The following is a 16590-nucleotide window of genomic DNA, read 5'->3' on the forward strand; positions in this document are numbered from 1 at the left end:
ACGGCCAATCCGACGCCAAATTGCCTGGGCAAAATCGAAGGCGTCGAACAAGGTCAGTCACGAGCGCACCATCGGTTGGGCAATCGAAACCCCTGGTTTTCGAGAAAACCAGGGGTTAGGGTCGGAAGCCCAACCCGGGCGCGCGCGGTCGCATACAGGCGACCTGTAGTCGTCTTACCAGCAGGCGCCCGGGTCATGGAGCCCAGCGGCGGCCCCGACCGGATCGGTCAGGGACGGATGTACGCGCCAGACTCGATCGGCAAGCCGGCCTCTACCCAATCCTGAATACCCTCGCTGTACTTGCGAATATTGGAGTATCCAGCAGCAGTGAGCATGTTCGCGACGTTCTGGCTGTTCGGGCAGGAAACATTCGAACAATAGGTGATGATCGCGGCGTCCTTGTCCGGAAGCAAGCTCGAAGCCTGGAGCGCGACATCCTCTCCCACAAGTGGCAGCGCCCCCGGAAGGTGCTGCTGCTCGTAGTACATGCCTCCCAGCGCGTCGATCACGGTGACGGTCCGAGAGTCGATGGCCGCCTTGAGGTCGTCGCGGGTAATGAGTTTGGTCATGATGCCCTTTCTTGTTTATGTGCGTGCGCACACAACAATACCAATGTGTGCGTGCGCACGCAACTCCGCTATGTTTAAGGCATGCCCTCTCGCAAGAAGCTCGCCGCCGATGCTTGGGGCGCACTGCTCCAAGTCCACGCCTCCCTCGTCCCCGCGCTGGACAAGGAAGTCCAAAGGCAGACCGGCCTGCCGCTGTCGTGGTACGACGTGCTGCTCGAGCTAGCGGCGGAACCTGCCGGTCGGCTGCGGATGACCGACCTTGCGGAACGGGTGGTCCTTAGCCGATCCAGGGTCAGCCGTCTCGTCGATGAGCTGGCGAGCCGGGGCCTGATCACCAAGGAGGAGCATCCAGACGACCGGCGCTCAGCGTACGCAGCCATCACGAATGCGGGACTCGCCGAGTTCCGTGCAACCGCCCCCGTCTATGTACGCGCGATCGAAGGCCAGTTCGCGTCCAACCTCACAGACGAGGATCTGGCACTCTTGGGGCGCGTCCTCAACAAGATCCGAAAGCCCGCAGGGTGACATCAAGGCAAATAGTGCCCAAGGATTTTTGCGTTCACTGAACGATTCATTGAAGAGCTCACAACGACCGGATGTCGCCCTCGACGCAGGGTTCATCGGAGCGCCTCTCCACGTGTCCTCCTCAAAGCAGAGCGGGTGTCGGCGCCGTTTGACGGCGAGCCGACGACCACACAAACTCAAGCAATTTAGCTATTTGGCGTCCCGACGATCAACGAACCGTCTGCGGTATTCCGTTGGGGTGATGCCGACCAGTCGCGTGAAGTGATGTCTCAGCAAGGGGGCCGCACCGAACCCTGATTCTGCCGCGACGTCCTCAACCGAAAGGCGCGTGTCGTCCAGCAGCTCTCGCGCGCGTGCGACTCGTTGCTGGGTGAGCCACGTATGTGGCGCACAGCCGACTTCGGCCATGAAGCGACGTGTGAGCGTCCGTTCCGCAACACCAGCGACGCGTGCCATGGCCGCGACCGTGATGGTGTGTGCGATGTTTTCGGTGATCCAATCAAGAGTGGGCTGCAGGCTCTGTTCTGAGCGACCAGCCACCGGTCTCTCGATGAACTGCTTCTGACCCCCGTCCCGGTGGGGCGAAACGACCATGCGTCTTGCAATGCGGTTCGCCACGGCCGAGCCAAGTTCTGTGCGCACAATGTGCAGGCAGGCGTCGATCCCCGCGGCCGTGCCCGCGCTGCTGACGATCGTCCCATCCTGCGCATAGAGGATGTCGCTGTCAACTCGCACGGCCGGGTAGTCGCGCGCCAGCCGATCCGCATAGCTCCAATGCGTGGCCACCGTGCGGTCGTCCAGGAGCCCAGCCGCTGCCAGGGCGAAGGCGCCCGAGCAAAGAGACATCACGTACGCACCACGTCGGTCAGCATCCCGTAGCGCGCTCATCACCGCTTCGCTCGGCGTGGCGGTGAGCGAGGACGAGGGGACGGCGACCAGATCAGCGTCTGCTGCCGCGTCCAACGTCTTGGTTGCCACGACGAACGAGCCTGGTCCCGCTGCCAGAGGCTCGTTCGGATTCTCGGCACACACTACGTACTCGAACTTCGGCACTCCGTCGGCCGACCGATCAACGCCGAACACTTCTGTGAGCACGCCGAATTCAAACAGAGCGACGGGTGGTTGAAGGATGACGGCGATCTTCTTGAGCACTCGACCAGTATGGCCGTATCTTGTCTATAAGACGCGTTTATGCCACTGGCATGTGCCAGGTGGCAACAGGACGATAGGTCTTATGTCCCTTCTCTCGAGCAATATCTCATCCCCTTCTCACAGTGCACCGGGCGTCATGACGGCGTGGACCACGACCGGCAGCGGCATAGAGAATATGTCAACGGTCCGGGTTCCGGTGCCCCAACCCGGCCGAGGCGAGGTGTTGGTCAAGATCGCCGCCCTCTCGCTGAATTATCGCGACCTCATGGTGATCAATGGTGTCGGCAACTGGAAGCCGACGAGTCGCGTGGTTCCGCTTTCAGATGCCGTCGGCACAGTCGTTGGCGTCGGAGAGGGTGTTGACCGGTTCGATCTCGGGGATCGCGTTTCGGCCATGTTCCTGCCGGAGTGGCGATCGGGTCAGCTTACGCGCGAGACGTATGTGAATCCGATCGGCGGACCCATCAATGGCGGCATGTTGGCCGAGTACGTGGTCGTGTCACAGGACAACGCCGCGAGAACGCCGCACAGCCTCGACGACGAGCACGCCGCAACTCTCCCGATTGCCGCCCTGACGGCATGGCATGCCGTGGCACGGCGAAGTCGCGTCCAGCGGGGTGAAACGGTACTGATCCACGGCACTGGCGGCGTGGCCCTGTTCGCGCTGCAGTTTGTCCTGGCGCTCGGCGGGATTCCGATCATCACCTCCAGCAGTGACGAGAAGCTGGATAGAGCGCGCAAATCCGGCGCCGCCCACTCGATCAACTACAAATCCACCCCCGACGTCGCCGCGGAAGTGATGAGTCTCACTGGCGGGGAAGGCGTCAATCATGTGATCGAAACGATCGGCGGGGAAAACCTCAATCGATCGCTTAAGGCCGTGAAGATTGGCGGGACGATTAGCTTCGTGGGGCTCATCGCCGGCCTGGCCGCGCAGATCAACACCTACGACTTCGTGACGAGACATGTGACCATTCACGGAATCGAAACCGGATCGCGGGAGATGTTCGAGGAGATGGTTCAGATCATCGATAAACACGGGATCGTTCCTGTCCTCGACTCGACGTACCCCGTTCAGCGGATCCGCGAGGCACTTCAGCATCTGGCAGAGGGCAAACACTTCGGAAAGGTTGTGATCACGATCACAGCCTCGAACCTCTAGTAGTTCATCCGAGTTATCCCTGACGAATCGGCGCGCGGACCAGATCCCACGACAGTTCCAGGTCACGAATGGTGGTCGCGAGCCCCAGCATTTGCTCTGATTCACCGTTCACCAAGTCGCCTATGACGGTTGCCGGGTTAGCGATCGTCCAAGGAACGCTGAGCTTGGTCCGCATAGGCCTGGACGACCGCGTCATTCTCCACCTGGATACCTCATAGGCGCCGAGGCGGGTTTACTGGTACTTGCGTTTGGCCTCCAACCAGGGAATCGATGCCGGTCCTGCCCGCCGACCCGATAGCCGGACAGGTGCACCAAACGGCCAAGGTGCGGAAGCGTCGCCGCGACTCCACCACGCGACGCGAGGACATTCGCCGCGCGCGCCGCTGCCGGCGTCATTCCGCACGCGTGGGCTCCGGCAACGTTAAAGATTTCGCGGATGTGGTTCAGGCGTCCCGGCCTCAACTCGATTCCGTCGACTACCAGGTCGACTTCGACAACACTCAAGGCCGTCGTGGCGACGTTGTGGTCGCGCAGCCACTCGGCAACGGCACCAAATCGGGCGAGGTTGCGAACCGCGGCTGTGGTCGAGATGCCCTGGTCGAGAAGCTCCTTCACCAGCCACCGCCCAAAGAACCCTGTCGCGCCGAAGACCAGTGCGTTTCGGGTACCGTCGCCGCGTGCGATTGTGGATTCAGACGGCACGGTGTGCAATGCCGCCTTCATTTCGTGACACATTCGAGAGCGAGGCGTGCCGAGCAGAACGCCACAGGGCGATTACAAGCGCGATTGTCACGGGCGCCCAGACGATGCGCTCCAGGAATGAGGGTGAGGCGACGTTCACTACCGTTCCAATCACCATCAAAGCGGCCGCACCGTACAGCAGACGTCGACGGAGCGTTGCTCCGGTCCACCGGGTGCCAGCGACGGCGGCGAGCAACACATACACAACCACTGCGATAGCGCTATTCGTGCGGAGAGATGCAGGAAGGACCCCCGGGTTGGAGCCGCCAAAGGAGGCTTCACCCCATGGCGCGCCTGCAGCTAGCGCCACCTGGAAGGCCACCACGACAAGGAATAGGGCAGCGGCGGCCTTTCCGGCAGGGCTTGCGGGCGGGTGAACTTTGAACGGTGTTTGACCTATGAAGGTCTCCTTGCATAGTTTTCCAATTTCGCCCCTGGCTGGCATCGTCCACAGCGACTTCCACCTCGCCTTGCTCTCTGCTGCCTTTCCACCGCCGAGGCCTTCGTCGTTTCTGCGGTGTTCCCTGAGATCGGTAACCCGTTCTGCGGCGAGACGATGCACCTCGAGTGCGCGCGTGACACGGTCTTCCTCGGCCCTGTGGAGGCGGTAGAACGATATATCCGAAATGTGCATCGTTTGGTCTTCCTCAGATCGTGAAAATTGTGTGAACAGCCAGGATGCCGGCGGCAACAAAGTCGACAGTCGCGCAGAACGGAGGCCACCATCTGGCATTGCGGACGAATCGGGTGCGGTGCTGCCAGAGGTCCTTCAGGCCGTGGCCCGCGAAACCGGCCACGACCAGCCAGGCGGAACCCGTGAGCGCCGCAATAGCCAGCGCCACGAATAGCACCGCGACCGTGCCCTCCAGAGCGAGCACCCGTGCCCGGCCGTCGGCGACGGCGAACCCGATGTAGACCGCGGCGACGATTGCCAGAACGAGCGCGTAGACCATTGATGGGGTGAGCCACCACAATCCGAGTGGAGCGGCGGCCGTGACTACTCCAACGACCGCTCCCCAGCCGATTGCTGGTGAGAACATCGCCGTAGGCCACCGTGGTGTCTGGTCGTGCGCCCGGATGTCGGCGGGAAATGGCATGGCGTCTCCTGGCGTGTATTGGCCTTGCGGCTGCGAATGGACTCGGAATCAGTGCAGGAAAGGGGGCGAATCCGACGGTTGCATGACGCGCGGCGCCAGGACGAGCGCCCAATTTTCGCCGTGCCATGCCGGGAATGAGCTCAGACCGGCGGCTGGGGGTCGTACTGAAGATCCCGCCGTACGTTGAGGGCGCGGTCGACACCGGCGAGGCGTTCGACGAGGTGAAGTGCCATGTCTATGCCCGCGCTGACCCCGGCGCTCGTAATCACGTCACCATCGTCGACGAAACGGTCGTACCTGGTCACGATCGTGGGATCGAGCTCTGCGAGCAGACCCAAACTCTCCCAATGCGTCGTCGCCGGCCTTGCCCGGAGAATACCGGCAGCGGCGTACACGAGGCTCCCGGTGCACACGCTCGTCATGAGCGGGGTCGTCGCACGCTGAGCGCGTACCCAATCCAGATGCGCGTCGTCCCTCATCAGCGTGCGAGTTCCCTGCCCACCCGGGTGCAGCAAGATGTCAAAGCTTGGCGCGTCCGCAAAAGAGTGGTGTGCACCGAGAACGAGCCCCTTCGATGCCCGAACCGAACGCCCGTCACGGGAGACGCAGGAGACCTCGTATCCGTCGTCCGGAAATCTGAGGGTCCAATTTGCCAAGACTTCCCAAGGCCCCACGGCGTCGAGTTCTTCGACGTCGTCGAAGAGGAAGATGCCAATGTGTCGGGCCTCTCCGGCCGTAGTAGTTGTCATGAGACACACGATGGCAGGGCCGTTGGACAGACGAAAGTGGCAGGAATGCCGCAGATCGAAAGAATTCTGCCTGAATCGTGCGACACTGACTGCATGCATCGCATTGTGGCTCTGGCTCTCCCCGACGTGGTTGCCTTCGACCTCGCAATACCGGCGCAGGTCTTTGGTCACAGTGACGAGCGCGAACGCTATACTTTCTCGGTCTGCGCGGAGATTCCGGGACTGATCCCGACGACATCCGGATTCGCCATTGAGGCGACGCGTGGCCTGGACTCGCTACTGGATGCGGACACTGTCATCGTTCCAGGATTCGTCCCCCTTGGAGACCCGTCGGCCGCCGTACTCGACGCGCTGCGTGAAGCGTCTCACCGCGGCATTCGCATGGTTTCCGTGTGCACCGGCGCTTTCGCGTTGGCGGCCGCCGGGCTTCTGGACGGCAAACGGGCGACAACTCATTGGCGAGACGCCGCCGAACTCTCCTCCCGCTATCCGCGCATCAGCGTCGACCCCGACGTGCTCTACGTCGTTGACGGCGGTATCAGCACAAGCGCCGGAGTCGCCGCCGGCATCGACCTGTGCCTGCACCTTGTCCGACAAGATTTCGGCACCGACGCCGCAACCGGGATTGCTCGGCGCATGGTCGTGGCCCCTCACCGCGACGGCGGCCAAGCGCAATTCATTGAGCGCCCTGTCGTCGCCCACTCTGAAGGGCTCGCTGCCACCTGTGCGTGGGCGGTCGATCACCTCGCAGAGCCCATATCGGTCGCCGACATGGCCAAACACGCGCGCTGGTCTCCGCGCACCTTTGCCCGCCGGTTCCTGGCCGAGACGGGCACAACCCCCTTACGATGGCTCACGTCCCGGCGCGTCGACGAGGCACGGCGACTGCTCGAGGTCACCGATCTGACCGTGGAGGCGATCGCGCAGCGTTGCGGGCTCGGGACATCCAGCAACCTGCGATTTCACTTCGCGGGCGATCTCGCGACAACTCCCACAAATTACCGACGCATTCACCGCGGGACGTAGGGCACCGGCACCCATCCGCTCGGAGTCGAAAGCTTCTTTCTGGAATAGACGTCAGCGAGGCAGCTAGACCAACAGCAATCCGGAAGCCGACCATGCGGGTGATTGTGAAGTTGGTCTTCTCCGCCAGCTTCAACTCGAACGCTTGACGTTCGTATCCGATGCTTCCTAGGCGAAAAAGATGGACGCTATATCCAAGAACGCCCTGTTGTCTCGGAGCTCGCGGGCCACGGTCGTGGCGGCCAAGCCGGTGGTGACGACCAGCTTCACAGCCTCGTCTTTGTAGTCAGGAGTGAACTCCGGACGTGATCTTGCCATGATGAACATTCTCCCTTGTGAGGTGTCTCCCAACGGGGTCACGGCCAAACAGATGCTCATCCCGGCGGTCGTCGTGATGAGGCCGACCATCCGGACGATTGGCTCGTAACTACTGGCGGCTAGATTGCCAGTTAGTACGGCTAGAGCGATCGGTACGGCAGTGCCAAATCGATCGTCGACGCGTCGCTGGGCGGTGACTTCTGGAACGCGTGGCCCGATTCGGCTCGGGACCAGGAGCAGGGCGCGTTCCTTCCGGCCGGTCCACGCGTCGTGGTTCGATACGGCCAGTAGGAGTGGCAACTGCGGCTGGCGGCGGGGCTGAGACCAGCCGATTAACCAGGCCAGGTGGGTCACTTCACAGCGAGCGAGGCCGGTGAGTACCGAGTCCAACCGTGCAGCCACCTATCGGGCGCTCGCAGTCGTCATGATGAGGTCGACCGCCTGGACGATTGGCTCGAAGCCAGTGGCGGCTTGATTGCCCCGATGCGCGCCTAGTACCGGGGTGCTACTTTCCCGCTCTGAGGAATGTCAGGTAGTCCGACGACGAAAGCCGCCCCGGTTCGTAATTTGGATACAGATTTACGCATGTGCTCTCAATTCGAGGTCGCTGGCGTAACCAGATGAACCGGAGACTTTCATGCATCACCGCCTTCGACGCGTAGGTCGCGTCGCCCTCGACGTCAACCAGGTGGATCGTTTCCTGGCTGTCCGGGAGGCCGGGGAAACCACCAGCCAGAGCGAGATGGGCGGCTTCGACGCCGCGTTCGAGCAACTGGGACCCACGGTCAGCCCCTCCTCGGTCGATTCCGTCAGCAAGGTTCGCACGTGCCCGCTCGACATGGTGAACGGTGACCAACCGCCCATGTACCAGCAGTGGCGATCGCCGGTGCTCCTCGCCACCGCCGACTCGCTCCAACTCGTGGCCCACCGGATCCTGCGCCGCACATGAAACCCGACCACTTCGCCCCAATCCCACCCAAACCAAGAAGGAGGCCAGCCATGGCCAGCCAACCGAACACAGCCACAGGACACGAGACTTCTCACCACGCCCGGCGCCACCTCCGAAGCCTTCTCGAGTACCTCGGCATGGTTGCGGCGATGCTCGCGGGAATGGTCATACTCGGTTTGATCCGAGATCTTGTCGCACCCGGTCCCGTCCTGCGGGCCGACGTCGAGGCGATCATCATGGCCAGCGAGATGGTCATCGGCATGTCAGCGTGGATGGTCGCACGCCGCCACGCCTGGCGCGGCATCGTCGTCATGTCCGCCGTCATGTACCTCCCCTTCCTCATCCTCGCCCCGCTATTCTGGGTCGGCACAATCTCCGGCGACGTACTCGCGGCCGGAGGCCACCTGCTGATGCTCCCGGCCATGGCCCTCGCGATGCCGCTCACTCACCGAACCCGTGGCCCCGCAGAACGGTTGAGGTTGACCGAAGCACCCACCATGGAAGCAGGGGCGTCGAGTGCCGACCTCGGCGCAACCGGTGAGCAACCTCGATGAGCGTGGACACGGGAGTCGCTCGCAAGCAGGATCTATTCGGCGAAGCGCCCTGAGTACATTTGGGTCTCCTGACCTCGGAAACGGGGATGGGGACTTGCCGGGAGAGCAAGCAGTGCGCAAGCCGACGACGTGTCGGTATACGCCGGAGGAGAGAGCCGGCGCGGTCCGAATGACGCGGACATCGCAGGTGAAGTTGGGGACTGAGCACGGGATGGTGCGGGCGTGGGCCGATCAGGCCGCCATTCATGAGGGTGTGTCCGCAGGCGTGACGAGCGTCGAGTCTGTGAGGTTGCGGTTGTTGGAGCAGGAGAACCGTGTAGTGCCGGGCCTGATCACAGCGGACCTGGAGTGGGGTTAGCCGGCCCTGAGCCGGGTCATCGTTCCCGGCGCAACAAGCGTGAATTCGATCGACCCGCAGCTGGCAGAATGGGCGACAGCCCGCAACATCCCGGCAGACGCGCTGCACGGCCCGACCGGCTCGACGGGCTTCGACGGCGCTCTGGAGGACCTCACCGCGCACACGAATCGTGGCACCGCGATCGCCGCCGCAAATATGATCGACTACCCGACCGCGGGTCTTGAGTTGGCGGCCGGCGGCCTCGCGTGGCGAGCGCCGATCCCGCTCTTCCTGAGCCTCCTATTCTCGGTGGGGGTTTGACTAATTCCGACCATGATGAGGCGAGTGAAGCGAGTGAAGCGAGTGAGGCAGCAAGTAGCCCAGATTTTGCTACTGCCAGCCCGCCGGAACAGCGTCGCATCGCGGTCGCGTGTTCGGGCGGGCTTCTGGTCTCTGGCGATAGAGTTCAGAACATGAGCGGGTCGAGAACTGAGCCGGAACGATCGGCCGCGCCGCGTCCGCCGTCTACGGGCTGGCTCGCATCCCGGCCCGGCGTGACCGATCTTCTCGTTGCCCTCGCGTATGCGCTGCCCGCGTTCGCGGTGGTCCTGGCAGTTGCGTTTGGCGATCACGACGCAATCCAATTCGCCATCACTTCATGTGCAGTTGCGGCTTCAGGGCTGGCGCTGCTCTTTCGCCGCAGGGCACCCGTGCTCGTCTTCGTGCTGACGACGGCAGTGATGTTGGCCACGTTTTGGACTCCGGGTAGTATCGCCGTCATCGCGGTCGGTTGCGCGCTATATGCGGTTACGGTCTACCGCAGCGTGCGCGGCGCAGTCATCGGTTGGGGGGTCGTCGGCGTCCTGCTGGTCGTCGAGGGAGCCCTGCTGCCCCAGTCGGTGGCGAGCGTCGGCGAATCGGTGCAGGCAATCGTGGTGCTCGTTGTCGCCGTACTGGTCGGCCTCAGCGTCAGGAGCAGCCGCCATTTCGCCGCCGTGCAACTCGCCCAGCTGGCCCGCGAGCGCGAACAGGATGTGGCCGCCGCCGCCGCCGCCGAGCGCACCTCGATCGCTCGCGAGATGCACGACATCGTGTCGCACAGCCTCTCGGTCATGATCTCACTTGCTCATGGATCGGCCGAAATTGCGACCAAGGAACCGGATCGTGCCGTTGAGGGGATGCGCGAGGTGGCGCGGACCGGGCGTGGTGCGCTGGGTGACATGAGGCGGATGCTGGGTGTCTTGCGAGACGCCCCCGACGGCAGACCCGCAGACGGAGCGACTTCAACCCCTGGAATCGAGGACTTGCCCGCACTGCTCGAACGTTTCCGTGCCACCGGGTTGCCCGTGAACATGCGCTCCACCGGCGACGCTCCACCGGATGCAGTCATGCAGCTGACCGTGTACCGCATCGTGCAGGAGTCGTTGACCAATGCGCTCAAGTACGCGCGCGGCGCAACACGGGTAGCGGTCACGATCACGTTCGCCCCAGACCTGGTGACGGTGATCGTCGATGACGATGGAACCGCGGATGAGACTGCCGGCGATGATCTGGGTCGTGGTCTTGTCGGCATTGGTGAGCGCGTCGCGCTCTACAGCGGGAGGGTGACCACTGGACCACGTGACGGCGGTGGCTGGGCAATGCATGCCCAACTCATCCCCCAAGTGGCGGCGTGAGCGGGACAGGCGAGGCGGCGGCGCCCATCCGGGTGATGCTGGTCGACGACCAGACGCTCGTTCGAATCGGGTTTCGAATGGTCCTCGACGCGGCGGACGGGGTCGATGTGGTCGGCGAAGCCGCGGACGGAGCCGCCGCGATGGAACTGGCGAACGCACTCGTACCCGACGTTGTCCTCATGGACGTGCGCATGCCACGACTTGATGGGATCGAGGCAACTCGACGGATCGTCGAGGACCAGCCGACCGTGCACGTCATCGTCCTGACGACCTTCGACCTCGACGAGTATGCGTTCAAGGCTCTCCGGGCGGGGGCGAGCGGATTTCTGCTCAAAGATGTCGAACCCGCCGAACTGCTCGCGGCCATTCGTGCCGTCGCGGCTGGTGAGGCGGCGCTGTCATCCCGGGTCAGTCGCCGAATGCTGGACTTGTTTGGCCAGCGACTACCCGCGGATGATCCGGACGGCGGCGACCAGGCAGTCGCGGCGCTCACGCCACGGGAACGGGACATCCTGTTTCTGATCGCGCGCGGAATGTCGAACACCGAGATTGGCGAGCAGCTATTCGTCTCGGAATCCACCGTGAAGACCCACGTCGGTCGGGTACTCATGAAGTTGGGCCTGCGCGACCGCGTTCATGCTGTGATCTTCGCCTACGAACACGGCCTCACCTAACACCGACCGTCATAGAGAAGGCCCTGGCGCTGGGAGCGTTGACCGAGGAAGCCGCACCCTCCCGGTTCATTCAGCTGGCCGCTCCAGACTCGGCAGCGCTGGTTCAGCCCTGATCACCCGGTCGTGCCTAGAATCCCGGCGTCCTGGGCATGGTGATACCGCTTAAAAGACGCTTTGCAGCGGAGCTACATCCGGAGCCGTTTCACGTCTGACATGGAGGAGATCGTCTCCGGCATTCGCTGCGACACAATCAATCGACGATATGGCTCTCCTGACGTAACTGTCGGCGCAGATCACGTATTTTTCCGCGGACGGTGCGGCCTGGATCGCAAGTGTCGTCGCGGAGAAAGCCCCCCAAGGCCATCCGCTGCGCTGATCGTCAACGACGGTTGAATACCCAGCCAGAATCGACGGTTGAAAACCAGTCCACTCGACCACGATTGGATGTGTCCGGACCCTACATCTGGAAGTCCACGGGCCCCCAGAATAGTCACACACAACACTGGACTAGTTTTCGCCCGTCGATCTCGGCCTACTTTTCAACCGTCGTTGACACTGATCCGTTTCACGTCGCGAAATGGGCCACCGACGCCCTCGACGAGGTCCGCCGGACCGCGTGGAACGATGCCCGCAAAGCGGCCCGGCAACACGATGCCCGCTGCACGCGCTGCCGGCCCGCCGTACCCGCGGCCGGCCCGCCGCCGACGCTCCGGCCCGACCGGATAGTGCTCGAGCTGCCGGCATCAAGAACTGCCGCTACGCGCTCAGGAAGAACCCGGAGAACCTGACCGAGAAACAGCAAGCGAAGCTGGCCTGGATAGTGCAGACCGACCCCGGCTGGCCCGCGCTTACTACACGTGGACGTGAAGAAACTCGGCCGCATCCCCGACGGCGGCGGCCACCGCACCCTCGGCCGGCAGGCCGGCAAGCGAAACAGGCGCGCCGGGGTCGGCCATTCCTTCCTGCACTCCGCGATCGACGACCACTCCAGGCTGGTCTACTCCGAGATCCTGACCAACGAGACGAAGGAAACCGCCGCCGGGTCCTGGCAGCGCGCCAACGCGTTCTACGCCTCCCACGGCATCACCGTGCTGCGCGTGATGTCCGACAACGGGGGCCTGCTACCGATCCCGGTTCTTCAACGACACCCTCGGCGACATCAGGCACAAATTCACCCGGCCCTACCGGCCGCAGACCAACGGCAAGATCGAGCGCTTCCACCGCACCCTCGCCGCCGAGTGGGCCTACGCCCGGCACTACAGCTCAGACCAGGCTCGAGCCAACACCTACCAGGACTGGATATCCATAGCTACAATCACCACAGACCCCATACCGGCTTCGGCGGCAAATCACCCATCGACCGCGTTCACAACGTCAGTAGGAACAACAACTAGTCCGTTGGGTATCCGTATTGACTCGAACTGTTCCGCCGGGTGACGGCAGGCAAGTTGATGGTCTTGCCCCGTGATGTCCCTGGGTGCCGAGATCATCAGTTGTCCCACGTGATCCCGTGTCCCAGTGTGGCGGTGAAGAGCACCCATATCACGGCCGTTAGGACAGGTAGCATCGCGTTGCTGGTGAATGGGGTTCCGGTGACCGGCGATGTTCCGCGATGCGGCAGAAACACCAGGAGTGGAAGTCCGGCGAGCCCGATCGCCAATACCGTGTCGAGGAGATTTGTCGGGCCGAGTGGAGAGATCGAAGCGGCGATCGTTACCGCAAGTGTGCCGGCTAGCCAGGAAGATCGAGAGACCTGGCTGGCGAGCGTGGCATGGCCCGCGATCGAAAGTAGGGCGGCGCGCGTGACCGCTGCATTGATGATGTAGAGGGTGGCACCAGCGAGTGCGATAAGTATGCTCATACCGATTCCGGGGGGTCCGAGGGTGTGTGCCAGGAGATCATAGAGGTCTCCGCGGCGAAGGAGCATCGCTTGGATTGCGTAACCTCCTTCCCAGAACCATGCGAACGCGGTCACCAGCGCGAGGTACAACTGCAGCGCGGGTGCGGGCGTGCGCAGTCGAAGTCTGAGCATGAGACATATGAGGCCCACGAGGAGGTTGGCGGCCGGGCCGCCTGCTGCGACGACGGGCGTGGGGACCGTGCACCAAAACATGGACGTCGAGACGACGGTCGGGTGTCCTCCCACGGCGAGGCACATCGATCCGTGTCCGATGAATTCGTGTATGACGGCCGGAGTGATCGCGGCGAGCACCGCCACTGGTAGCACTACTAGCGCCGGGAACCGCAACCGCGTCGCAATAATACCGGACGAGACATGGTCGCCCGATTCGGCCTTCATCGCGGCCGACCATTGGCGATGGACGCGTTGAGCGCGGCGACGACGAATCGGGTTGCGCTCTCCTCGGTGTCCCTGCTCGGCACAGGGAACCGTCCGGATGCATGACTGGCCGCCTTGTCGAGCGCGGGCATTGTTACGAGACGTTCGACATCGCACACACAAACCTCGGGAACACCTGATCGCTTGAGTAGCGAGTACACCTGCTCACGGACCAGCCGTGATATGCCTGTCCTCGCGGGACGTGCGAGGAGCGAGGCTGCGTGATAGGCCCGCCTGGTCGCTCCGACAGGCGGATGTTCCTGAGGAGCGGATCTCGGAACGGTGTTCATGAACTGGACTCTACTGACTCTGCGAGGCGCGAGGTCCCGATCCGTCGCCGACGGATGGCGAGGCGAATGGCTGCGGGAAGGAAACCAACCGCAATGGCCAGGAGGACGCTGGTGAGCAGCAGGAGCGGCGCACGCCAGGAGGTGCCCTCGGGGCTCAGGGCCAGGTGCTTGGTCGGGTAGTCGATCATCTTCGCGGCGCTTTCCGCTGTCGCCTGGTCAGTGTCGTGAGCAATATAGCGAAGTGCAGCGTCGAACCCGTTCTCGCCGGCGGACCGGTTGATGGTATCGATAGGCACGGTGTGTTCGGCGGCCCAGTCGATCATCGCTGGATCCACCTCATCTGCCGGCGTGGTGCCGGGAATGATCAGCCGGTCGATGGTGGGTCCCGTGCCGAGCGCTCTGGTGGAGAGGACAAGTCCATGGCGGGTAGTGATTGTATCTCCCGCTGACACCGCGACGGCTCGCGCCGCGAACGAGACGTTGTAGACCTCGAACAGGCCGGCAATGTCGATTTCGCTGTCACCGTCGCTGAGCCCGACGCCCAGCGTTGGTCGCAGCCACGGCAGAATCGCGTTCAGTGCTACCGGTGCGTCGGCGACGGTAAAGTGTTGGGTCGGGATGTCGGCTGGGCCTTCCAGGGACCACCCCGGATAGTTCAGCGCCTGTCCCACTCGTTCGGCTTCCGCGGGTCCGGCCAGGTCAGCCATGACCTTCAGGGCACCGGGGATGCCCGACGTCACACCTGCAGTGGTGGTTACTGAACCGTCTTGCACGTATCGTTTTCCACGCACCCAGTCAACCTGCGGTCGGCTCTCCTCGAGTGCGCTGATCCTGGACCAGTGGGAGGTTGCGTGCAGGCCGTCAAGGATGCCGGTTTCGGCTAATACCAACGCGCCGCTGCAAATTCCGAGGATCCGAGCCCCGCGATCAGATTGGTCCGTGATGAAGGTGCGCAGCGCGGATTCTTTTGTTCCGGTGGGCTCTTGGACTGCCGGAACCACAACGACGTCCGGGCGGGGAGCCTCGCCTGATTCGACCTGGTCGAACGTGTGCACTGGTAGCACGGCCGGTCCACCCTCCAGCTGAGCGGGCGAGGCGCTAGCCGCGACCGCGTACACCGAGAACTGTGGCGAGCTGGCGAAAACCTCGTACGGTGCCAGGAAGTCGCTTGCGACCGTGGGAGTAGCGCCCAGGGCGATTGCAACAACGATCGGCCCGGCAGAGTTATAGGCGCTCGGGGTGGGCCACACCAGGCCCGGATCCACTGGTGTGGTAGCGGCGGCCTGGCTGGTTGTGACCAGCGCCCCGCCGACTGCAATGGTGGCGATCGTGACGGCTGACAAGCCGATCGCGCCGGTGACGCGAAGCGTGCGGCGAAGAGAAAATGGCATCAAGTACTCCAAGGTGATGAGGGGGAAGGGGCCGCTCCTGGCGTAGCCGCGAACGTAATATCAAGCTACGGAACGGCCATTTCCAGTGAGTCCTCCTCACGGGTGGAGTTAGCGCCCCGTTATGGTCCCTGGGTACGACACCGGGCTTTTCTTCAGAACCCGAATCCTCCAGCCGGTGCGGTGCAAGAGCTGATTGCCGCCGCCGGACGGCGTGCGGTGGGTGAGGGGCGGACTCATCAGGTGACGCGCGCAATCGCGGGGAGTAGCCGTTTAAACACGTGGTTCGAATCGAACCCGTCTAATCGGACAATGCTGGCGTTCCAATCGCCGTGTGACTCACGTTCGACATCCGCCGATAGGGTCCTGCAGGTTCACGGCCGGCCGCGTCCACGCGCGGGTTGGGACGATGTAGCCTCAAGCTTCGCAAGGTCAGCAAGCGCCTCATCCGCCCAGGCAATCGCGGCACGCGCGGAGTGCTCACCCGCCGAGACAGTAAGGAGGATATAGGGAGCGGCCTGGGCAAGCCCTCCATTTTCGGCCACTTCCGTGCGAGCTGCCTCCATGCGCGCGAGAGCGGCCTCCGCTTGCTCCCGCGCCTGCAGCACGAGCTCCCTACACGCTTCAGGACCGAGCTGGCTGCCGAAGAACAACCGAAGCATGAGCCCATTTCGTGGGTTTGGTGCCTGTGGGGGCTCAGCAAGAAGCTCTCGGAGTCGAGTAACTCCAGCGTCGGTAATCCCAAACTTGCTAGAGCGGGAATCGGTAGCCTCTTGCCGTTCAACTAAACCCTTTCGCTCCAGCTCGGCCAGGACGGGGTATATCTGACCGAAACTCTCGCTCCAGAAGTGACCCAACGTATCCCGAATCTCCTCCCGCAACGCATATCCGGTCATCGGCATAATGCTGAGCGCTCCAAGTATCGCTGTCTGGGACTGATCGGAACGCGGCACTAGTGATCCCCTCATATATCTGATAGATACATCACCGTAGTCAGGCTCAGCCTCGGTGTCAAAATCACCGGCACCGCACCTTCAGGCCCGGCCTC

18 protein-coding genes and 2 pseudogenes are annotated in these 16590 nt (G+C 63.2%); 10 read left to right on the forward strand and 10 right to left on the reverse strand.

Annotated elements, in window-relative coordinates; all coding sequences use genetic code 11:
- Positions 1–227: 227 nt before the first annotated feature.
- On the reverse strand, positions 228–569 hold the full coding sequence (locus E3O32_RS04640) for a rhodanese-like domain-containing protein (protein WP_134507355.1): 342 nt from the start codon (positions 567–569) through the stop codon (positions 228–230).
- 81 nt (positions 570–650) lie between these two features.
- On the opposite strand from E3O32_RS04640, the gene E3O32_RS04645 reads away from it, so the two are divergent.
- On the forward strand, positions 651–1094 hold the full coding sequence (locus E3O32_RS04645) for a MarR family winged helix-turn-helix transcriptional regulator (protein WP_134507356.1): 444 nt from the start codon (positions 651–653) through the stop codon (positions 1092–1094).
- A 189-nt stretch (positions 1095–1283) separates the two neighbouring features.
- Here E3O32_RS04645 and E3O32_RS04650 read toward each other — a convergent pair whose 3' ends face one another.
- The gene (locus tag E3O32_RS04650; RefSeq protein ID WP_134507357.1) at positions 1284–2246 is read right to left on the reverse strand and encodes a helix-turn-helix domain-containing protein; all 963 of its coding nucleotides are present in this window, start codon (positions 2244–2246) and stop codon (positions 1284–1286) included.
- Between the two features lie 220 nt (positions 2247–2466).
- Between E3O32_RS04650 and E3O32_RS04655 the strand changes: the two genes are divergently transcribed.
- Positions 2467–3408, forward strand: coding sequence for a zinc-dependent alcohol dehydrogenase family protein (locus E3O32_RS04655; RefSeq protein ID WP_198417526.1), 942 nt, complete (start codon positions 2467–2469; stop codon positions 3406–3408).
- A 192-nt stretch (positions 3409–3600) separates the two neighbouring features.
- Here E3O32_RS04655 and E3O32_RS04660 read toward each other — a convergent pair whose 3' ends face one another.
- The 4 genes from E3O32_RS04660 to E3O32_RS04675 all read right to left on the reverse strand — a co-directional run bounded on the left by E3O32_RS04660 (position 3601) and on the right by E3O32_RS04675 (position 5995).
- Positions 3601–4131: an NAD-dependent epimerase/dehydratase family protein gene (locus E3O32_RS04660; RefSeq protein ID WP_166790770.1), complete on the reverse strand. Its 531-nt coding sequence runs from the start codon at positions 4129–4131 to the stop codon at positions 3601–3603.
- Entirely contained in the window at positions 4100–4783 is a 684-nt protein-coding gene (locus E3O32_RS04665) for a hypothetical protein (RefSeq protein WP_134507359.1), read from the reverse strand. The genes E3O32_RS04660 and E3O32_RS04665 overlap by 32 nt, the downstream gene beginning before the upstream one ends.
- 13 nt (positions 4784–4796) lie before the next feature.
- Positions 4797–5189: a hypothetical protein gene (locus E3O32_RS04670; protein WP_134507360.1), complete on the reverse strand. Its 393-nt coding sequence runs from the start codon at positions 5187–5189 to the stop codon at positions 4797–4799.
- A 197-nt stretch (positions 5190–5386) separates the two neighbouring features.
- Positions 5387–5995, reverse strand: a complete 609-nt coding sequence (locus E3O32_RS04675; protein WP_134507361.1) for a DJ-1/PfpI family protein — start codon at positions 5993–5995, stop codon at positions 5387–5389.
- Between the two features lie 93 nt (positions 5996–6088).
- On the opposite strand from E3O32_RS04675, the gene E3O32_RS04680 reads away from it, so the two are divergent.
- Entirely contained in the window at positions 6089–7021 is a 933-nt protein-coding gene (locus tag E3O32_RS04680) for a GlxA family transcriptional regulator (RefSeq protein WP_134507362.1), read from the forward strand.
- Between the two features lie 165 nt (positions 7022–7186).
- Here the strand turns inward: E3O32_RS04680 and E3O32_RS04685 are convergent, their stop codons facing one another.
- The gene (locus tag E3O32_RS04685) at positions 7187–7426 is read right to left on the reverse strand and encodes a hypothetical protein (RefSeq protein ID WP_134507363.1); all 240 of its coding nucleotides are present in this window, start codon (positions 7424–7426) and stop codon (positions 7187–7189) included.
- Positions 7427–7973: 547 nt separating this feature from the next.
- On the opposite strand from E3O32_RS04685, the gene E3O32_RS04690 reads away from it, so the two are divergent.
- The 7 genes and pseudogenes from E3O32_RS04690 to E3O32_RS04720 form a co-directional block, all read left to right on the forward strand.
- Positions 7974–8285 carry a hypothetical protein gene (locus E3O32_RS04690; RefSeq protein WP_134507364.1) on the forward strand — a complete coding sequence of 104 codons (312 nt, stop codon included), beginning with the start codon at positions 7974–7976 and terminating at the stop codon, positions 8283–8285.
- Between the two features lie 50 nt (positions 8286–8335).
- Entirely contained in the window at positions 8336–8839 is a 504-nt protein-coding gene (locus E3O32_RS04695) for a hypothetical protein (RefSeq protein WP_134507365.1), read from the forward strand.
- Between the two features lie 397 nt (positions 8840–9236).
- A complete protein-coding gene (locus E3O32_RS04700; RefSeq protein WP_134507366.1) occupies positions 9237–9497 on the forward strand; it encodes a hypothetical protein in 261 nt (86 codons plus the stop codon).
- A gap of 152 nt (positions 9498–9649) precedes the next feature.
- Positions 9650–10852, forward strand: a complete 1203-nt coding sequence (locus E3O32_RS04705; RefSeq protein WP_134507367.1) for a sensor histidine kinase — start codon at positions 9650–9652, stop codon at positions 10850–10852.
- 35 nt (positions 10853–10887) lie between these two features.
- On the forward strand, positions 10888–11526 hold the full coding sequence (locus E3O32_RS04710; RefSeq protein ID WP_134507446.1) for a response regulator: 639 nt from the start codon (positions 10888–10890) through the stop codon (positions 11524–11526).
- Between the two features lie 557 nt (positions 11527–12083).
- A pseudogene (locus E3O32_RS17540) lies at positions 12084–12361 on the forward strand (transposase); the annotation flags it as partial.
- 13 nt (positions 12362–12374) lie between these two features.
- A pseudogene (locus E3O32_RS04720) lies at positions 12375–12920 on the forward strand (integrase core domain-containing protein); the annotation flags it as partial.
- A gap of 95 nt (positions 12921–13015) precedes the next feature.
- Here E3O32_RS04720 and E3O32_RS04725 read toward each other — a convergent pair.
- From E3O32_RS04725 to E3O32_RS17870, 3 genes are all read right to left on the reverse strand, one after another.
- Positions 13016–13825 (reverse strand): hypothetical protein, encoded by an 810-nt coding sequence (locus tag E3O32_RS04725; protein WP_134507369.1) that lies wholly within the window; start codon positions 13823–13825, stop codon positions 13016–13018.
- Between the two features lie 325 nt (positions 13826–14150).
- A complete protein-coding gene (locus tag E3O32_RS04730; RefSeq protein ID WP_134507370.1) occupies positions 14151–15557 on the reverse strand; it encodes a DJ-1/PfpI family protein in 1407 nt (468 codons plus the stop codon).
- Between the two features lie 359 nt (positions 15558–15916).
- Positions 15917–16510, reverse strand: coding sequence for a PadR family transcriptional regulator (locus E3O32_RS17870; RefSeq protein ID WP_420898092.1), 594 nt, complete (start codon positions 16508–16510; stop codon positions 15917–15919).
- Positions 16511–16590: the final 80 nt, after the last annotated feature.

Source organism: Cryobacterium mannosilyticum (genome assembly GCF_004402705.1).
Lineage (GTDB): Bacteria > Actinomycetota > Actinomycetes > Actinomycetales > Microbacteriaceae > Cryobacterium > Cryobacterium mannosilyticum.

Coding starts and splice junctions, on each gene's coding strand:
- E3O32_RS04640 (WP_134507355.1), bottom strand. CDS start 569: ATGACCAAACTCATTACCCGCGACGACCTCAAGGCGGCCATCGACTCT.
- E3O32_RS04645 (WP_134507356.1), top strand. CDS start 651: ATGCCCTCTCGCAAGAAGCTCGCCGCCGATGCTTGGGGCGCACTGCTC.
- E3O32_RS04660 (WP_166790770.1), bottom strand. CDS start 4,131: ATGAAGGCGGCATTGCACACCGTGCCGTCTGAATCCACAATCGCACGC.
- E3O32_RS04665 (WP_134507359.1), bottom strand. CDS start 4,783: ATGCACATTTCGGATATATCGTTCTACCGCCTCCACAGGGCCGAGGAA.
- E3O32_RS04670 (WP_134507360.1), bottom strand. CDS start 5,189: ATGTTCTCACCAGCAATCGGCTGGGGAGCGGTCGTTGGAGTAGTCACG.
- E3O32_RS04675 (WP_134507361.1), bottom strand. CDS start 5,995: ATGACAACTACTACGGCCGGAGAGGCCCGACACATTGGCATCTTCCTC.
- E3O32_RS04680 (WP_134507362.1), top strand. CDS start 6,089: ATGCATCGCATTGTGGCTCTGGCTCTCCCCGACGTGGTTGCCTTCGAC.
- E3O32_RS04685 (WP_134507363.1), bottom strand. CDS start 7,426: ATGGTCGGCCTCATCACGACGACCGCCGGGATGAGCATCTGTTTGGCC.
- E3O32_RS04690 (WP_134507364.1), top strand. CDS start 7,974: ATGCATCACCGCCTTCGACGCGTAGGTCGCGTCGCCCTCGACGTCAAC.
- E3O32_RS04695 (WP_134507365.1), top strand. CDS start 8,336: ATGGCCAGCCAACCGAACACAGCCACAGGACACGAGACTTCTCACCAC.
- E3O32_RS04705 (WP_134507367.1), top strand. CDS start 9,650: ATGAGCGGGTCGAGAACTGAGCCGGAACGATCGGCCGCGCCGCGTCCG.
- E3O32_RS04710 (WP_134507446.1), top strand. CDS start 10,888: ATGCTGGTCGACGACCAGACGCTCGTTCGAATCGGGTTTCGAATGGTC.
- E3O32_RS04725 (WP_134507369.1), bottom strand. CDS start 13,825: ATGAAGGCCGAATCGGGCGACCATGTCTCGTCCGGTATTATTGCGACG.
- E3O32_RS17870 (WP_420898092.1), bottom strand. CDS start 16,510: ATGAGGGGATCACTAGTGCCGCGTTCCGATCAGTCCCAGACAGCGATA.